The sequence below is a fragment of the Geobacillus sp. JS12 genome (genome assembly GCF_001592395.1).
GTDB classification, from domain to species: domain Bacteria; phylum Bacillota; class Bacilli; order Bacillales; family Anoxybacillaceae; genus Geobacillus; species Geobacillus zalihae.
This window is the reverse complement of sequence record NZ_CP014749.1, coordinates 3097165-3114532: the sequence shown is the minus strand read 5'-3', so window position 1 is coordinate 3114532 and position 17368 is coordinate 3097165. Positions and strand designations below refer to the sequence as shown.

Genomic DNA, 17368 nt, shown 5'->3' with positions numbered 1-17368 from the left:
AAATCACAATGGAAAAAAGCTCCCCTTAGCCGGGGAGCAGCGTTACAACCAACCTTTCACCGTTTTGGCAACGCTTGTCCATAAATCAGCAAACAGTCCGCCGACCGCGCGCATCGAAAGAACAAACCAATTGGCTTTTTCGACTTCAGCTGTTGTGACAAGCGGCACACGGATGTTTTTTTGCATGTCTGGGCTTAAGAAGGCAAGGGAGTCGTCCCCTTTATATTCGAGCGTCATATATCCAACCGTTTCCCCTTTTTTCAAAGGGGCGACTAGCTTTCCTTCTTTTGTCATTTTTTTCTTGTCCAACACATATACAGGTTTGTATTGTTTTTCCTCGCCGTTTTTCACAAGCAGATCCAGATTCTTTCCTGTCGCGACACGAACCTCTTTTTCTTTCCCTTTCACGACCGGAAGTGTTTCTTTTCCTTTCAGCTGGTACCCTTTTGGATAAAGCGTCTCGAGGGAGTATTGGTTGAATCCGTAGTTAAATAGTTTTTCTGTCTCTTTAAAGCGCGCCTCTTTTGTTGTTTTCCCACTCGCATCTTTCGCGTTCATGACAACCGAAATCAAGCGGACGCCGTTTCGTTTCGCCGTCCCGGTGAAACAGTTGCCGGCAAATTCCGTATAGCCGGTTTTCAACCCGTCTACACCTTCGTATCCGTACACAAGCCCAGGCAGCATCCAATTCCAGTTGTCCATTTTGATTTCATCTTTTGTTCCTTCCCGGAATACTTTATGAGGAATGCTCGCTGTTTTCAGCACTTCGGGATGATCTTTCAGCAACCGGTAGGCAAGCATCGCCATCGCACGTGCGGACATGACGTTTTCCTCATTTGAGCTTGTCCCTTCTGGATAGAATCCTTTTAAATCCTTATTGCTCAACCCTGTGGCATTGACAAACTTATAATCTTTCAGCCCAAGCTCTTTCGCTTTGTCGTTCATCATTTTCACAAAATTTTTCTCCGATCCAGCGATGATCTCAGCAATCGCGACCGTTGCCCCGTTCGCCGAATAAATGGCCATTGCCTCGTACAGCTCACGCACCGTATACTTGCCATCTTTTCGCAACGGGACATTGGACAGCGCCCGGTCTTGCGACAGCCGGTACACGTAATCGCTTGGCGTGTACATTTGATCCCATTTGACGCGCTTCGCCTTAATGGCGTCAAGAAGCAAATACTCGGTCATCATTTTCGTCATGCTGGCAATCCCAAGCACCGTATCGATATTTTTTTCATACAAAATTCTTCCCGTTTGTGCATCCACTAAAATCGCAGCGTCCGCCCGGATGTCAAGCGGGGCGCTTTCCGCCTTCACCGTCTGTTGAAACGGACCAAACGTTAAACAAAGGCAAATCGACAGCAACCAAAACAACCAGTTTTGTTTTCTCCTCCTCACAATGACACCCTCCTCACACAACCGTTATTGTAACATACCGTCGGCCAAAAAAATAGACGGAGGACATGTCTCCGTCAAAGTTGAGCCGATCGGCGCAACTCCGATCAAAAAGCAGAGTAGTTCGGCGCTTCTTTCGTAATTTGCACGTCATGCGGATGGCTTTCACGGAGCCCCGCGCTCGTCATGCGGATAAACTGCGTTTTTTCGCGCAGCTCTTCCAAATTGCGGGTTCCACAATAGCCCATGCCGGCGCGCAACCCACCGACAAGCTGATAAATCGTGTCGGCAAGCGGCCCTTTGTATGGAACGCGTCCCTCGATGCCTTCCGGGACAAACTTTTTCGCATCTTCTTGAAAATAGCGGTCTTTGCTGCCGCGCTCCATGGCTGCGACCGACCCCATGCCCCGGTACACCTTGAAGCGGCGGCCTTGATAAATTTCCGTCTCACCCGGGCTTTCGGAAACACCAGCAAGCAAGCTGCCGAGCATAACCGCATGCGCCCCAGCCGCGATTGCCTTCACAATGTCGCCGGAATATTTGATCCCGCCGTCAGCGATGATCGGGACGCCATGTTTGCGCGCCTCAGTCGCACAGTCGTAGATCGCCGTAATTTGCGGCACACCAACCCCGGCGACAACCCGGGTCGTGCAGATGGAACCCGGACCGATTCCGACTTTAATAATGTTCGCCCCAGCCTCAATCAAGTCGCGCGTCCCTTCAGCTGTCGCGACATTGCCGGCGATGATGTTCAAGTCCGGGTATTGGCGTCGGATGTTGGCCACCGTCTCTAGGACGCCTTTCGAATGGCCGTGCGCTGTGTCAACGACAATGACATCAACCCCTGCCTCAACAAGCTTTTTGACGCGAATCATCGTGTCCGCCGTCACCCCGACGGCCGCCCCGACAATCAGCCTCCCTTTCGCATCTTTCGCTGAATTCGGGAACTCAATGACCTTTTCAATATCCTTGATCGTAATTAATCCCTTCAGCACACCGTTTTCATCAATAAGAGGCAGTTTTTCGACCTTGTGTCGCTGCAAAATTTTCTCTGCTTCCTCCAACGTTGTCCCCACCGGAGCAGTGATCAAGTTTTCCTTCGTCATTACCTCGGAAATTTTAATCGAATAGTCTTGAATGAAACGCAAGTCACGGTTCGTAATAATGCCGACCAATTTTTGCTCCTCGGGGTTGTTGACGATCGGCACCCCGAGATCCGATATTTACTCATTAAGTGTTCTGCATCATACACTTGATGATCCGGCGTTAGGAAAAACGGGTCCGTAATGACGCCTCGTTCCGACCGTTTCACCTTGTCGACCTGCTCGGCCTGCTGTTCGATCGACATATTTTTGTGAATGATGCCAAGGCCTCCCTGACGCGCCATCGCAATTGCCATCTCCGCTTCGGTGACCGTATCCATCCCAGCGCTGAGAATCGGGATGTTCAACTGCAGCGTATCGCTCAACTTCGTGGTTACATCAACATCGCGCGGCAATACGTCCGACTTCGCTGGGACGAGAAGAACATCATCAAACGTCAATCCTTCCTTGGCGAATTTCGCTTCCCACATGTTTTCTCCCCCTTGTCCGGAAATATTATTAGTAGCTTAACAACTGGTTAAACTACTGTCAAGGAATCAAGAAAATGTCCAACTTTTCAGTTATTTCAAGACAATTCTATGTAAGGGGGGTAAAAATGTTCGGAAATCACGGTCAACTGTTTCGCCTTTCTGTTTTCCGCTCGGCCGATACTGCGCAGCAATTTTTGCGGCAATGCTATCAACAGCTGCAGCGGGATGACGCCGTTCAACGCAGTTATGCAAACTGTTACCCATTTTTATATTATCTGGAACACGGGCAAAACTTTTACGCCGCTGCCCAGCAGGCGCCGCTGTCCATCAAGCCGGTTCTCTTGTTTTACGGCATGGTGCAGCTCTTAAAAGCATGCCTGCTCACTGTCGACCCCGACTACCCGGAATCAACATCGGTCTTGGCCCATGGTGTATCAGCAAGAAAACGAAAAAAACAGGGCTACGAATTTTTAGATGATGAAGTGAAAATACAAAAAAACGGTTTATTCGCACATTTTTCTGAAAAAATGTTTCATGTGAAACAAGAAGCTGGGGAAAAATTTCGCATGGGCACGCTGTTGCAACGAATTGGCGAGTTGCATGAAACATTTTTTCTTCTAAGCGGGCGAAAAAAAACGTTATCCTTGCCTGTTGTACATACTGCTTCGCCGCCGATGCTCGCCATCCCAAAAGTGATTTTGGACCACTACCATATGTCGTTGTCCCGCTTTGTCCAATATCTCTGTGAAGAAGGACAAGGAAAGCGGCTTTCGTTCGCCAAAGAAGAAGGAGAATTTCTGTATTTTCATATAGAATCGCCGCTGTCGCCGGCCGGAGAAGGTCCGTTTTTATTCCATCTTGACGGTACACTCCGAATTCCAGTCAAGAAAGAGAAAACATTCTCGCTTCCAGAAATACACGCCCATTACTTGTTGCTGTATAACTTGAGCATGATTTCGCGCTATGAGACGGAATGGTGGAGCGAGCTTCTCCATTCTTACCCAAGCAAGGCATACACTTTTATTCTTGAGTTTCTCTCCGTGTCGGCGGAAAAAGTGCCGTTGCTGCTTCATGAATACTTAATGCGGAAATTTTTGGGTTGAATCAAATCAAAAATCCCCTGCTGTATATACAGCAGGGGATTTTTGCCTAGCAACGACCTACTCTTGCAGGGGCGCTGGCCCCAACTACCATCGGCGCTGGAGGGCTTAACTTCCGTGTTCGGGATGGGAACGGGTGTTTCCCCTCCGCCATAGCCACTAGGCAATGGTGATCATCTTGGACAGTAATTATTATATCCATCCTGTTGGATTTGTCAACAGGATGTTCATTCCTTCAAAACTAGATAACCGTCGGAAGAAGCCGCTCGCCTGCGCTTTTCGCATTGTCCAGCTCCGGCTCGCCGCCGCTCGGGGTCAAATAACCTTCCCCCTCGGGGTGCAAGCACCCCTGCGGGTGAAGAACATTTGCCCATCGCGGCGACCCGCTCGCCTGCGCTTTTCTTTGTCCAGTTCCAGCGCCTAGCTCTCTTCTGCCAAATAACCTTCCCCTCGGGGTGCAAGCACCCCTGCGGGTGAAGAACATTTGGCTTCGAGAGCTAATCGCGGCGCTTTCACTTTTCTCACTAGGTTAAGCCCTCGATCGATTAGTATCCGTCAGCTCCACGTGTCGCCACGCTTCCACCTCGGACCTATCGACCTCGTCATCTTCGAGGGATCTTACCCGCCTAACGCGGTGGGAAATCTCATCTTGAGGGGGGCTTCACGCTTAGATGCTTTCAGCGCTTATCCCGTCCGCACATAGCTACCCAGCGGTGCCCCTGGCGGGACAACTGGTACACCAGCGGTGCGTCCATCCCGGTCCTCTCGTACTAAGGACAGCTCCTCTCAAATTTCCTCCGCCCGCGACGGATAGGGACCGAACTGTCTCACGACGTTCTGAACCCAGCTCGCGTACCGCTTTAATGGGCGAACAGCCCAACCCTTGGGACCGACTACAGCCCCAGGATGCGATGAGCCGACATCGAGGTGCCAAACCTCCCCGTCGATGTGGACTCTTGGGGGAGATCAGCCTGTTATCCCCGGGGTAGCTTTTATCCGTTGAGCGATGGCCCTTCCATGCGGAACCACCGGATCACTAAGCCCGACTTTCGTCCCTGCTCGACCTGTCCGTCTCGCAGTCAAGCTCCCTTGTGCCTTTGCACTCTCCGAATGATTTCCAACCATTCTGAGGGAACCTTTGGGCGCCTCCGTTACCTTTTGGGAGGCGACCGCCCCAGTCAAACTGCCCACCTGACACTGTCTCCCACCCCGCTAAGGGGTGCGGGTTAGAATTTCAATACCGCCAGGGTGGTATCCCACCGCCGCCTCCACCGAAGCTGGCGCTCCGGCTTCCCAGGCTCCCACCTATCCTGTACAAGCGATACCAAAATTCCATATCAGGCTGCAGTAAAGCTCCACGGGGTCTTTCCGTCCTGTCGCGGGTAACCTGCATCTTCACAGGTAGTATAATTTCACCGGGTCTCTCGTTGAGACAGCGCCCAAGTCGTTACACCTTTCGTGCGGGTCGGAACTTACCCGACAAGGAATTTCGCTACCTTAGGACCGTTATAGTTACGGCCGCCGTTTACTGGGGCTTCGGTTCGCACCTTCGCTTCCGCTAAGCGCTCCCCTTAACCTTCCAGCACCGGGCAGGTGTCAGCCCCTATACGTCGCCTTTCGGCTTCGCAGAGACCTGTGTTTTTGATAAACAGTCGCTTGGGCCTTTTCACTGCGGCTCTTCAGGGCTCTTCACCCCAAAGAGCACCCCTTCTCCCGAAGTTACGGGGTCATTTTGCCGAGTTCCTTAACGAGAGTTCTCCCGCGCGCCTTAGGATTCTCTCCTCGCCTACCTGTGTCGGTTTGCGGTACGGGCACCTCTTCCCTCGCTAGAGGCTTTTCTTGGCAGTGTGAAATCGGGGACTTCCGGATCACTCCGTCGCCGTCACCGCTTGGCCTTATGATCCGCGGATTTGCCTGCAGATCAGCCTCACGGCTTGGACAGGCTCTTCCAGCCGCCTGCTCGCCCTATCCTCCTGCGTCCCCCATCGCTCAAACGGGAAGAAGGTGGTACAGGAATCTCAACCTGTTGTCCATCACCTACGCCTTTCGGCCTCGGCTTAGGTCCCGACTAACCCTGAGCGGACGAACCTTCCTCAGGAACCCTTAGGCTTTCGGCGCAGAGGATTCTCACCTCTGTTTTCGCTACTCATACCGGCATTCTCACTTCTAAGCGCTCCACCAGTCCTTCCGGTCTGGCTTCTCTGCCCTTAGAACGCTCCCCTACCGATGACCAACGGTCATCCCGCAGCTTCGGCGGCACGTTTAGCCCCGGTACATTTTCGGCGCAGAGTCACTCGACCAGTGAGCTATTACGCACTCTTTAAATGGTGGCTGCTTCTAAGCCAACATCCTGGTTGTCTTTGCAACTCCACATCCTTTTCCACTGAACGTGCACTTCGGGGCCTTAGCTGGCGGTCTGGGCTGTTCCCCTCTCGACCACGGATCTTATCACTCGCGGTCTGACTCCCGGGCATAAGTCGTTGGCATTCGGAGTTTGACTGGGTTCGGTAACCCGGTTTGGGCCCCTAGCCCAATCAGTGCTCTACCTCCAAGACTCCTAAACCCGAGGCTAGCCCTAAAGCTATTTCGGGGAGAACCAGCTATCTCCAAGTTCGATTGGCATTTCACCCCTACCCACACCTCATCCCCGCACTTTTCAACGTGCGTGGGTTCGGGCCTCCAGCCGGTGTTACCCGGCCTTCACCCTGGACATGGGTAGATCACCTGGTTTCGGGTCGACGACGACGTACTCACACGCCCTGTTCAGACTCGCTTTCGCTGCGGCTCCGCCTCTTCGGCTTAACCTCGCACGCCATCGTCACTCGCCGGTTCATTCTACAAAAGGCACGCCATCACCCATCAACGGGCTCTGACTACTTGTAGGCACACGGTTTCAGGTTCTCTTTCACTCCCCTCCCGGGGTGCTTTTCACCTTTCCCTCACGGTACTGGTGCACTATCGGTCACTAGGGAGTATTTAGCCTTGGGAGATGGTCCTCCCTGCTTCCGACGGGATTCCTCGTGTCCCGCCGTACTCAGGATCCGCTCGGGAGGGAACGAAGTTTCGACTACAGGGCTCTCACCTTCTCTGGCCGGCCGTTCCAGACCGGTTCGTCTACCCCGTCCCTTTCTCACTCCCATCGTGAGCGGTCCTACAACCCCAAGAGGACATGCCTCTTGGTTTGGGCTGTTCCCGTTTCGCTCGCCGCTACTTAGGGAATCGCGGTTGCTTTCTTCTCCTCCGGGTACTAAGATGTTTCAGTTCCCCGGGTGTGCCCTCCATGCCCTATGGATTCAGGCATGGATACTGCCCCATTACGGACAGTGGGTTCCCCCATTCGGACATCTCCGGATCAACGCTTGCTTACAGCTCCCCGAAGCGTTTCGGCGTTTGCCCCGTCCTTCATCGGCTCCTAGTGCCAAGGCATCCACCGTGCGCCCTTTCTAGCTTAACCTATCGCGCTCTCGGCTTCTTCCTTTGCTTTATCGGTTATCTAGTTTTCAAGGAACGAAGCTACTGCCTTGAGTCTGCTTCTTTGCAGCTTTGCGCCGAGGAATCCATCTTCCTTGAACCTGCTGGAAGACGAAGGCGCAAAGTAGCTCCTTTGAATTCGCTTCTTCGCTGGTTTGCGTCGAGGAATTCGGCTTCTCCGAATCCGCTTGTAGACGCAGACGCAAACGAGACTACTTCATTGAATTCACTTCTCTGCAGTCTTGTGCCGAGGAATCTTGCTTCCCTGAACCCGCTAGCAGACGCAGGCACAGACGCAAAACTTGATATGGTGGAGCCTATCGGGATCGAACCGATGACCTCCTGCTTGCAAAGCAGGCGCTCTCCCAGCTGAGCTAAGGCCCCATCCAATGGGCCTAAGTGGACTTGAACCACCGACCTCACGCTTATCAGGCGTGCGCTCTGACCAGCTGAGCTATAGGCCCATATACACATTGCAAGGAACAATAAGTTCCCTCAAAACTAAACAAAACAGCAAGCGTCATTATAATCAAACTGATAGGTTTTGTCAAGAAATTCTGTCTAGCTCCGGTGCCTGGTTCTCTTCTGCCAAATAACCTTCCCCCTCGGGGGTGCAAGCACCACTAAGGGTGAAGAACATTTGGCTTCGAGAGCCGATCTCGGCGCCTCCGCTTTTCTCCTTAGAAAGGAGGTGATCCAGCCGCACCTTCCGGTACGGCTACCTTGTTACGACTTCACCCCAATCACTTGCCCCACCTTCGGCGGCTGGCTCCCTTGCGGGTTGCCTCACCGACTTCGGGTGTTGCAAGCTCTCGTGGTGTGACGGGCGGTGTGTACAAGGCCCGGGAACGTATTCACCGCGGCATGCTGATCCGCGATTACTAGCGATTCCGGCTTCATGCAGGCGAGTTGCAGCCTGCAATCCGAACTGAGAGCGGCTTTTTGGGATTCGCTCCCCCTCGCGGGTTCGCAGCCCTTTGTACCGCCCATTGTAGCACGTGTGTAGCCCAGGTCATAAGGGGCATGATGATTTGACGTCATCCCCACCTTCCTCCGACTTGTCGCCGGCAGTCCCTCTAGAGTGCCCAACTGAATGCTGGCAACTAGAGGCGAGGGTTGCGCTCGTTGCGGGACTTAACCCAACATCTCACGACACGAGCTGACGACAACCATGCACCACCTGTCACCCTGTCCCCCGAAGGGGGAACGCCCAATTTCTTGGGTTGTCAGGGGATGTCAAGACCTGGTAAGGTTCTTCGCGTTGCTTCGAATTAAACCACATGCTCCACCGCTTGTGCGGGCCCCCGTCAATTCCTTTGAGTTTCAGCCTTGCGGCCGTACTCCCCAGGCGGAGTGCTTATCGCGTTAGCTGCAGCACTAAAGGGTGTGACCCCTCTAACACTTAGCACTCATCGTTTACGGCGTGGACTACCAGGGTATCTAATCCTGTTTGCTCCCCACGCTTTCGCGCCTCAGCGTCAGTTGCAGGCCAGAGAGCCGCCTTCGCCACTGGTGTTCCTCCACATCTCTACGCATTTCACCGCTACACGTGGAATTCCGCTCTCCTCTCCTGCACTCAAGTCCCCCAGTTTCCAATGACCCTCCACGGTTGAGCCGTGGGCTTTCACATCAGACTTAAGGGACCGCCTGCGCGCGCTTTACGCCCAATAATTCCGGACAACGCTCGCCCCCTACGTATTACCGCGGCTGCTGGCACGTAGTTAGCCGGGGCTTTCTCGTGAGGTACCGTCACCGCGCCGCCCTCTTCGAACGGCGCCCCTTCGTCCCTCACAACAGAGCTTTACGACCCGAAGGCCTTCTTCGCTCACGCGGCGTCGCTCCGTCAGGCTTTCGCCCATTGCGGAAGATTCCCTACTGCTGCCTCCCGTAGGAGTCTGGGCCGTGTCTCAGTCCCAGTGTGGCCGTCCACCCTCTCAGGCCGGCTACGCATCGTCGCCTTGGTGAGCCGTTACCTCACCAACTAGCTAATGCGCCGCGGGCCCATCCGCAAGTGACAGCCAAAGGCCGCCTTTCAACCAAAGACCATGCGGTCTTCGGTGTTATCCGGTATTAGCTCCGGTTTCCCGGAGTTATCCCGGTCTTGCGGGCAGGTTGCCCACGTGTTACTCACCCGTCCGCCGCTGACCAAATCAGAGCAAGCTCCGATTTGGTCCGCTCGACTTGCATGTATTAGGCACGCCGCCAGCGTTCGTCCTGAGCCAGGATCAAACTCTCCAAAGAAAGTTGATTGGCTTTTTGCTTCAGCCGCAGCACCAAAGGCGCTAAGCGGCCTCAGCTTTTCGCATTGTCTAGCTTCGGCCGCTATCGGCTCGCGACGCTTCGTGTCCCGCTGCGGCGGGCTAAGCCCGCTCGCGGGCCTCTCAGCGCGTTTCGCCGATAGGCAAGCGGCCTCAGCTTTTCCGTATTGTCCAGCTTCGGCCCGCCGCCGCTCGGGGTCAAATAACCTTCGCCTTCGGGATTGTAAATCCCTGCAGGCGAAGAACATTTGCCCATCGCGGCGACCCGCGAGCCTCAGCTTTTCCGTATTGTCCAGCTTCGGCGCCTCGCTCTCTTCTGCCAAATCACCTTCCCCCTCGGGGTGCAAGCACCACTAAGGGTGAAGAACATTTGGCTTCGAGATCGCCAGGATGGCGATATTTCGCCGTTGCCCACAGGACGCAGGCTGCCTTTAGGCGAAATTACGGCGCCTCCGCTTTTCTTATGACGCTTGCGTTTTGTTTAGTTTTCAAGGAGCTTTTTCGCTGTCCCTTAATGATGACAGCTATTAAATAATAACCCATGGACAACGAAAAGTCAACAACTTTTTTATTTCTTTACCGTCACAAGCAATGTTGATTGTATCATGTGGATGTTGTTTAGGCAATAGTATTTTTTTGGAACTGACACTGATCAACCTTGCACCATTTCCTCGATATATATGTCCCGCTGAACGCTTAGTGACAGCAACTGTCCGGTTTCGATGATCTTGACGATCGGCCGGGCTGGCTCGTCCGAAGGAATAAACATCACTTCAGCCATTTCGCCGTTGGAGAGTTTGACGACAGCTCCTGTTTGTAGGCCGATGAGATTGTTCACCAGCGCGGCGACAGCTTCTGTACTCAGTTTGCCGAACTGCTCCCTTTGCATCGTTTCAACGGCCCGAAACGGCGACTGTTTGCGACGGTATAACCGTTCTGAAGTCATGGCATGGTAGACATCAGCGACGGCGACGATCTGGCTGTAAGGGTGAATTCTTTCTGCTTTTACTCCGAGCGGGTAGCCGCTGCCGTCATTTCGTTCATGATGTTGCAACACAGCAAGTTTTGCCCCATGGTTTAGCGCAGGGATTTTTTGCACCATGCGGTAGCTGAAGACAGGGTGCTGCTTTACTTCATTGAACTCGGCTTCAGTGAGCGCTGACGGATTTGTCAAAATTCTCTTACTTACTTTCGCCATGCCACAGTCTGCTAGCACACCGGCAAGGGCGATTTGGTGGCATTCCCCTTCGCTGTATCCAAGCTGCATGGCCAAAAAGCCCGCGAGCAGCCCGACGCTGACGGCATGATGGTGCAAATATTCGTCCTTTGTTGCGTAATGATGCAACATAAGCAACTCCCGTTTTTGGCCCGCCATTCGTTCAAAAAGCGAAATGATGACCCCTCTGATTTCGCCGATATCAACCGGCAAACCGGCTTGCCACGATTGAAACCATGTTTTGTATCGTTGGACCGCCTCTAAGTAGAAGGCCATCGGCTGTTTGGCAGCCGCCGTTGATGCGGAATCGACGTTGGGAAATGGTTCACCGTTAGCAAGCAATGGTTCAACGTCCACTTCCTCAACGAGGAATTTTTCAAGTACGAGTAGCAACGGTTTCGTGATCACGGTGTTTTTCGGTATAATTGGACGTTTCGTCTTGCCGAGCACATCTTCAGCGAGCACGCATCCTTCGCGAAGCTGGGAGCGTTTCACACGGACCATCGATTAGTGCCCCCTTTGTCTTTTTTTCTCTGTATTTCTATCGTAACATGATTTTGGCCGCGATGGCAGGCTTTTGAAACAGAAAAACGACGCCCCGCGCCTATAGGCGAAGCGCCGTTTCCGTTAGGCTGAATGATCTTCTTCTTTATTCCTCGTCCCTTTCTTCCTCAGGCACTTTCGCCACTGTAGCGACGCACTCATGCCCATCTTCGCCAGAGAGGCGAATGAGCTTAACGCCTTGGGCGATTCTTCCCGTCCGAGAAATATCGCTGACGGCAATGCGAATGAGCACGCCGCCGGTCGTGATCACCATGACGTCTTCATTGCCGACGACGGTTGTCACCGCAACGACAGGACCGTTTTTATCCGTGACGTTGCACGTTTTCAATCCTTTGCCCCCGCGGCTTTGCACGCGGTATTCCGAGGCCGGAGTGCGCTTGCCGAACCCTTTTTTCGTGACGACAAGCACATCATGATGGTCTTCTAAAATTTCCATGCCAACTACTTCATCCCCGTCATCAAGCGTGATCGCTTTGACTCCAGTCGCGCTGCGGCCCATCGCCCGCACGTCGGTTTCCGGAAAACGGATGAGCATGCCGTTTTTCGTACCGATGATCAAATGCTTTTTGCCATCCGTCAGCCGGACAGAAATCAGTTCATCCCCTTCGCGCAAATGGATGGCGATAAGCCCGTTGTTGCGAATATGGGCGAACGCTGAAAGCGGGGAACGTTTGGCAATTCCTTGCTTTGTCGCAAACACGAGGTAGCGTTCATCGCTAAACTCGCTTTCAATCGGAATCATGGCATTGATCCACTCATCTTTATCGAGCTCAAGCAAGTTGATGATGGGCAGCCCTTTGGCTGTGCGGCCGAATTCCGGAATCTCGTAGCCTTTTGCCTGATATACTTTCCCTTTATTCGTGAAAAACAGCACGGTGTCATGAGTCGACGTAATGAGCAAATGTTCGACAAAATCGTCTTCCGCCGTATGCATGCCTTGCACGCCCCGTCCGCCGCGTTTTTGGCTCCGGTACGTCGATAAAGGCAAGCGCTTGATGTAGCCTTTATGAGTAAGCGTGATGACGACATGCTCTTGTGGAATTAAATCCTCGTCATCGAACTGCTCAACGGCTCCTGAAACGATTTCCGTGCGCCGCTCATCGTTGAACCGCTCCTTAATTTCGCTCAGTTCATCGCGAATGATTTGCAATACTTTCTCTTCGTCGGCCAATACGCCTCTCAGTTCTGCGATCAGACGGACAAGGTCTTGGTATTCTTGTTCGATTTTTTCCCGCTCAAGGCCGGTTAACCGTTGCAGGCGCATATCCAAAATCGCCTGCGCTTGCCGTTCACTGAGTGAGAACCGCGCCATCAGCCCTTCGCGCGCCGCCTCCGTTGTCTGTGAGCGGCGGATGAGGTCGATCACTTCATCCAAATGGTCAAGGGCGATGCGCAACCCTTCCAGAATGTGAGCACGCGCCTCGGCTTTTTTCAGCTCAAACGCCGTCCGCCGGCGGATGACGGTTTTTTGATGGTTTAAATAATGCTCCAAACACTCTTTTAAGTTCAGCACTTTCGGCTCGCCGTTTACCAAAGCAAGCATGTTGATGCCAAAACTCGTTTGCAATGCCGTATGTTTGTACAAATTGTTCAACACAACCTTCGCGTTGGCATCGCGCCGCACTTCGATAACGATGCGCATGCCGCTCCGATCCGACTCGTCGCGCAAGTCGGTGATGCCGTCAATTTTTTTGTCGCGCACAAGTTCGGCGATCCGCTCGATCAGTTTCGCCTTGTTTACTTGGTAAGGGAGCTCGGTCACAATGATCGTTTCCTTGCCGTTTGGCTGCTGCTCGATTTCGGCCTTGGCGCGCAATGTAATGGAGCCGCGACCCGTTTCGTACGCCTTGCGGATGCCGCTGCGGCCGATAATTTGTCCAGCGGTTGGAAAGTCAGGTCCTGGGATGTATTCCATCAAATCGGCAACCGTCATCTCCGGATTTTGGCTTAATGCCAACAAGGCATCAATCACTTCGCCAAGCTGGTGCGGCGGAATGTTCGTCGCCATTCCGACAGCGATGCCGGATGAACCGTTGACAAGCAAATTAGGAAACCGGGACGGCAGCACGACCGGTTCTTTTTCCGAACCGTCATAGTTGTCTTGATAGTCAATCGTGTCTTTGTTGATATCGCGCAAAAGCTCCATGGCGATTTTCGACATGCGCGCTTCCGTGTAGCGCATCGCTGCTGCCGCGTCGCCGTCAATCGATCCGAAGTTGCCATGTCCGTCGACAAGCATGTAGCGGTAGTTGAAATCTTGCGCCATGCGCACCATCGTGTCATACACGGCGGCATCCCCGTGCGGATGATATTTCCCGATCACTTCGCCGACGATGCGAGCCGACTTTTTATACGGTTTATCGGCAGTCATGCCGAGGTCGTGCATGGCATATAAAATGCGGCGATGTACCGGCTTCAGCCCGTCGCGCACGTCCGGCAGGGCGCGCGAAACGATGACGCTCATCGCATAGTCAAGAAACGAAGAACGCATTTCCTGGCTGATGTTCACTTCGCGGATGCGCGGTTGTTCGTGTTCTGCCATTCGTTCAAACCTCCCTTTGAAACCTCCTCCAGTCCGGACCGCCCGGCCAGGCGGACGCGGACGGACGGCGGGCGCCGCTTCGCTCGCGCGCCGGGTGTCCCCGTCGGCAAGGTGAAGCGAGGAGGGCGGCTGATTCCCTCTTTTTTATCCTAAATGTCCAAGTTTTTCACATAACGGGCATTTTCTTCGATGAACTGGCGGCGCGGCTCAACTTTATCGCCCATTAAAATTTCAAACGTTTCATCTGCGTCAATGGCGTCTTGCAAGCTCACTTGCAGCAACGTTCTCGTTTCCGGATTCATCGTCGTTTCCCAAAGTTGCTCCGGATTCATTTCGCCCAGTCCTTTATAGCGTTGAATCGTCGGTTTTGGCTGGTCCGGCAGCTCAGCAAGGATTTTCTCAAGCTGGCGGTCGTTGTAAGCATAACGCACCTGTTTTCCCTGCTCGATTTTATACAGCGGCGGCTGAGCGATATAAATGTAGCCGTGTTCAATCAATTCCCGCATATAACGGTAAAAAAATGTTAAAAGAAGCGTACGAATATGGGCCCCGTCAACATCGGCGTCAGTCATGATGATGACCTTATGGTAACGCGCCTTTGAGATGTCAAACTCTTCGCCAATGCCCGTGCCAAGGGCGGTAATAATCGCCCGCACCTCATTGTTCGACAAAATTTTGTCCAAGCGCGCTTTTTCCACGTTAAGGATTTTCCCGCGCAGCGGCAAAATCGCTTGGAAATGGCGGTCGCGCCCCTGTTTCGCGGAGCCGCCGGCCGAATCGCCCTCGACGACGTACAGCTCGCTGATCGACGGGTCTCTTGACGAACAGTCAGCCAGTTTGCCCGGCAAATTGGAAATTTCAAGCGCACTTTTGCGCCGCGTCAGTTCGCGCGCTTTTTTCGCCGCCAGCCGCGCTCGCGCCGCCATCATGCCTTTTTCGACGATTTTTCGGGCAATCGTCGGATTTTCAAGCAAAAACGTTTCAAATTGTTCGGAAAAGACAGCGTCGGTCACCGTGCGCGCATCGCTGTTGCCGAGCTTCGTTTTCGTTTGCCCTTCAAACTGCGGCGATGGATGCTTGATCGACACGATGGCCGTCAGCCCTTCGCGCACATCTTCGCCAGTCAAATTCGCGTCGTTTTCTTTAAAAATTTGCTGCTTGCGAGCGTAATCATTGATAATGCGCGTCAGCGCCATTTTAAAGCCAGATTCATGTGTGCCGCCTTCATGCGTATGAATGTTGTTGACAAACGAATAAATATTGCTCGTATAGCCGTCGTTGTACTGCAAGGCGATTTCTACGGCAATGCCGTCACGCTCGCCAGCGATATAAATTGGCTCTTCGTGCAGCACTTCTCGTGTTCGGTTCAAATGACGGACGTATGAACGAATGCCGCCTTCGTAAACATATTCGTTTTTTCGGCTGTCAACCCGTTCGTCCGTCAGCGTGATTTTTAAGCCGCGATTTAGAAAGGCGAGCTCACGCAACCGAGTGGCCAGCGTTTCATAGTCAAATTCGGTCGTCTCAGTGAAAATTTCCGGGTCCGGCTTAAAACGGGTCGTCGTTCCGGTCCGGTCTGTCTCGCCGATGACTTGCAAGTCGGTGCACGGTTCTCCGCGCTCGTACCGCTGGTAATGGATTTTTCCATCCCGATAGACGTACACTTCGAGCCATTCCGATAAGGCGTTGACGACCGAAGCGCCAACGCCGTGCAAGCCGCCGGACACTTTATAGCCCCCTCCGCCAAATTTCCCACCGGCATGAAGGACGGTCATAATGACTTCGACGGCGGGACGCCCGGTCGCCTCGTGAATGTCAACCGGAATGCCACGCCCGTTGTCGGCGACGGTGATGCTGTTGTCTTTGCCGATCGTCACATCGATGTTTGTGCAATAGCCCGCCAACGCCTCGTCGATGCTGTTGTCGACGATTTCCCAAACGAGATGGTGCAGTCCTTTCGGCCCCGTCGAGCCGATGTACATCCCCGGGCGCTTGCGGACCGCTTCAAGGCCTTCAAGCACTTGGATTTGGCTTGCATCGTACGTCTGCTCAACCCGTTGTTCCATTGTCATGCCTGATCACCTACGCTTTCTTCGCAAACGTTCAACGGTCTCGCGGTCAAGAAGGAGCGGTTACCGAGCCAGAATGGACTCGATAAATGGCCGCTTCTTGAATGATATCGTGCTTAATGCCGTCAATGCTTGTTGTTGTGACAAAAGTTTGCACTTTTTTCCGGATGGCATCAAGGAGGTGGGTTTGCCGAAAGTCATCAAGTTCTGACAACACATCATCCAGCAATAAAATGGGGTAATCGCCTAACTCGGAAAAGATGAGCTCAAGTTCTGCCAGCTTGACCGCTAGCACGGTTGTACGTTGTTGCCCCTGGGAACCGAAAGTTTGCACGTTTTTTCCATTCACGAAAAACGCGATGTCATCGCGATGCGGGCCGACCAACGTTGTTCCCCGCAGAACTTCCCGTTCCCTCATGGCGGCGAACGTTTCACTGTATGCTTCTACTATTCTCGACAATTCCGCCTTTTCTGATACGTCGACCGACGGTTCGTATCGGATGCAAAGCTGTTCGGCGCCGCGGCTGATTTCATAGTGGATTGGCATCGCCCATTGCTCAAGCAGCGACAAAAACTGGCGGCGCCGCAGCGTAATTTTGGCCGCCAGCAATACAAGCTGCTCAGTTAACACATCAAGAACCGCCTCATCGCTCCGCTCGCGCGCCTGCATCATTTTTAAGTAATGATTGCGTTGTTGCAGCAGCTTTTGGTATTGGCTCAAATCATGTATATACACAGGCGACACTTGCCCGATTTCCATATCGACAAATCGGCGCCGCACTTGCGGACTTCCCTTGACTAAATTCAAGTCTTCGGGAGCGAACATGACGACATTCAAATGGCCGACGTATTGGCTGAGCCGTTGCTGTTCAATATGGTTGCATCTTGCTTTTTTTCCTTTTTTTGAAATAAGCAACTCAAGCGTTAACGACCCGCTTCGTTTTTCCGCTCTTCCTTCTATTTTAGCATACTCTTCATTCCAACGGATAAGGTCTTTATCGTTGGACGTGCGGTGCGACTTCGCCATAGCCAAAACATAAATGGCCTCCATCATGTTCGTCTTTCCTTGGGCATTTTCTCCTAAGATGACGTTCACGCCCTCGCCGAAATTCAGCGTTTCATACTCATAATTCCGGTAATTCGTCAACGTTAAGTTGGTCAAAAACACCGAACCTTC

Annotated in this window: 6 protein-coding genes, 2 tRNA genes, 3 rRNA genes and 1 pseudogene; 1 reads left to right on the top strand and 11 read right to left on the bottom strand. The window is 53.0% G+C overall.

The window, feature by feature from the left end; genetic code table 11:
• Window positions 1-42: 42 nt before the first annotated feature.
• Together A0V43_RS15225 and guaB are read right to left on the bottom strand one after the other, a co-directional pair.
• The gene (locus A0V43_RS15225) at window positions 43-1401 is read right to left on the bottom strand and encodes a serine hydrolase (protein WP_063193512.1); all 1359 of its coding nucleotides are present in this window, start codon (window positions 1399-1401) and stop codon (window positions 43-45) included.
• Window positions 1402-1505: 104 nt separating this feature from the next.
• Window positions 1506-2971: pseudogene (guaB, locus tag A0V43_RS15220) on the bottom strand (IMP dehydrogenase).
• 125 nt (window positions 2972-3096) lie between these two features.
• On the opposite strand from guaB, the gene A0V43_RS15215 reads away from it, so the two are divergent.
• A complete protein-coding gene (locus A0V43_RS15215) occupies window positions 3097-4074 on the top strand; it encodes a YaaC family protein (protein WP_063193511.1) in 978 nt (325 codons plus the stop codon).
• Between the two features lie 44 nt (window positions 4075-4118).
• Here A0V43_RS15215 and rrf read toward each other — a convergent pair.
• From rrf to recF, 9 genes are all read right to left on the bottom strand, one after another.
• Window positions 4119-4235 (bottom strand): 5S ribosomal RNA (rrf, locus tag A0V43_RS15210).
• A gap of 361 nt (window positions 4236-4596) precedes the next feature.
• A 23S ribosomal RNA gene (locus A0V43_RS15205) occupies window positions 4597-7525 on the bottom strand.
• Between the two features lie 325 nt (window positions 7526-7850).
• Window positions 7851-7926, bottom strand: a tRNA-Ala gene (locus A0V43_RS15200).
• 6 nt (window positions 7927-7932) lie between these two features.
• Window positions 7933-8006: transfer RNA gene (locus A0V43_RS15195), tRNA-Ile, on the bottom strand.
• Between the two features lie 220 nt (window positions 8007-8226).
• Window positions 8227-9783, bottom strand: a 16S ribosomal RNA gene (locus tag A0V43_RS15190).
• The 16S, 23S and 5S rRNA genes sit together here with 2 tRNA genes alongside, the layout of an rRNA operon.
• A gap of 669 nt (window positions 9784-10452) precedes the next feature.
• Entirely contained in the window at window positions 10453-11520 is a 1068-nt protein-coding gene (locus A0V43_RS15185; protein WP_063193510.1) for an HD-GYP domain-containing protein, read from the bottom strand.
• Window positions 11521-11665: 145 nt separating this feature from the next.
• A complete protein-coding gene (gyrA, locus tag A0V43_RS15180) occupies window positions 11666-14122 on the bottom strand; it encodes a DNA gyrase subunit A (RefSeq protein WP_011229522.1) in 2457 nt (818 codons plus the stop codon).
• Between the two features lie 149 nt (window positions 14123-14271).
• Window positions 14272-16194 carry a DNA topoisomerase (ATP-hydrolyzing) subunit B gene (gyrB, locus tag A0V43_RS15175; protein ID WP_012820420.1) on the bottom strand — a complete coding sequence of 641 codons (1923 nt, stop codon included), beginning with the start codon at window positions 16192-16194 and terminating at the stop codon, window positions 14272-14274.
• 46 nt (window positions 16195-16240) lie between these two features.
• Complete coding sequence (gene recF / locus A0V43_RS15170; protein ID WP_063193509.1) at window positions 16241-17359, bottom strand: DNA replication/repair protein RecF; 1119 nt, start codon at window positions 17357-17359, stop codon at window positions 16241-16243.
• Between the last annotated feature and the right edge of the window lie 9 nt (window positions 17360-17368).

Coding starts and splice junctions, on each gene's coding strand:
- gyrA (WP_011229522.1), bottom strand. CDS start 14,122: ATGGCAGAACACGAACAACCGCGCATCCGCGAAGTGAACATCAGCCAG.
- gyrB (WP_012820420.1), bottom strand. CDS start 16,194: ATGACAATGGAACAACGGGTTGAGCAGACGTACGATGCAAGCCAAATC.
- A0V43_RS15185 (WP_063193510.1), bottom strand. CDS start 11,520: ATGGTCCGTGTGAAACGCTCCCAGCTTCGCGAAGGATGCGTGCTCGCT.
- A0V43_RS15215 (WP_063193511.1), top strand. CDS start 3,097: ATGTTCGGAAATCACGGTCAACTGTTTCGCCTTTCTGTTTTCCGCTCG.